Origin of the sequence: Staphylococcus pasteuri (genome assembly GCF_030547725.1) — a bacterium.
In the GTDB taxonomy this organism is placed as follows: Bacteria; Bacillota; Bacilli; order Staphylococcales; family Staphylococcaceae; genus Staphylococcus; species Staphylococcus pasteuri.
The window spans coordinates 1-299 of record NZ_JAUOQO010000195.1; the positions used below are offsets into that span (position 1 = coordinate 1).

At 38.5% G+C, this 299-nt stretch carries 1 protein-coding gene; it reads left to right on the plus strand.

From position 1 onward, the window contains the following. Positions 1 to 26: 26 nt before the first annotated feature. Positions 27 to 299: CIS tube protein (locus Q4528_RS13375; protein ID WP_303522000.1), on the plus strand; the 273-nt coding region annotated here is incomplete at its 3' end.

Below are 299 nucleotides of genomic sequence, written 5' to 3' on the forward strand. Positions count from 1 at the left end.
CCACCCAACAACTTAATCAAGCGTTAATGCGAATTGAAGCGACGAAAAAGCCTAAATCCTTGAGTGATATAGTGAGTGGAGAGAAAGCCCGACTGTCATTTAGCGTGGTTAACTTAAGTGATGGAAAATTGGACAAAGCCTCTGGAGAACCTTTTTTCACTGTGCAAACCAATCCTCAAACATTTAAAAAGAAGCTGGGGATAAATTACAAAAATAATAAAACTATAGGGCGAATTGGCACTGAATCAGAGTATGAGGGGTTTAATCCAGAAAACGTAGATTTTTCCTTTGTGCTTGAT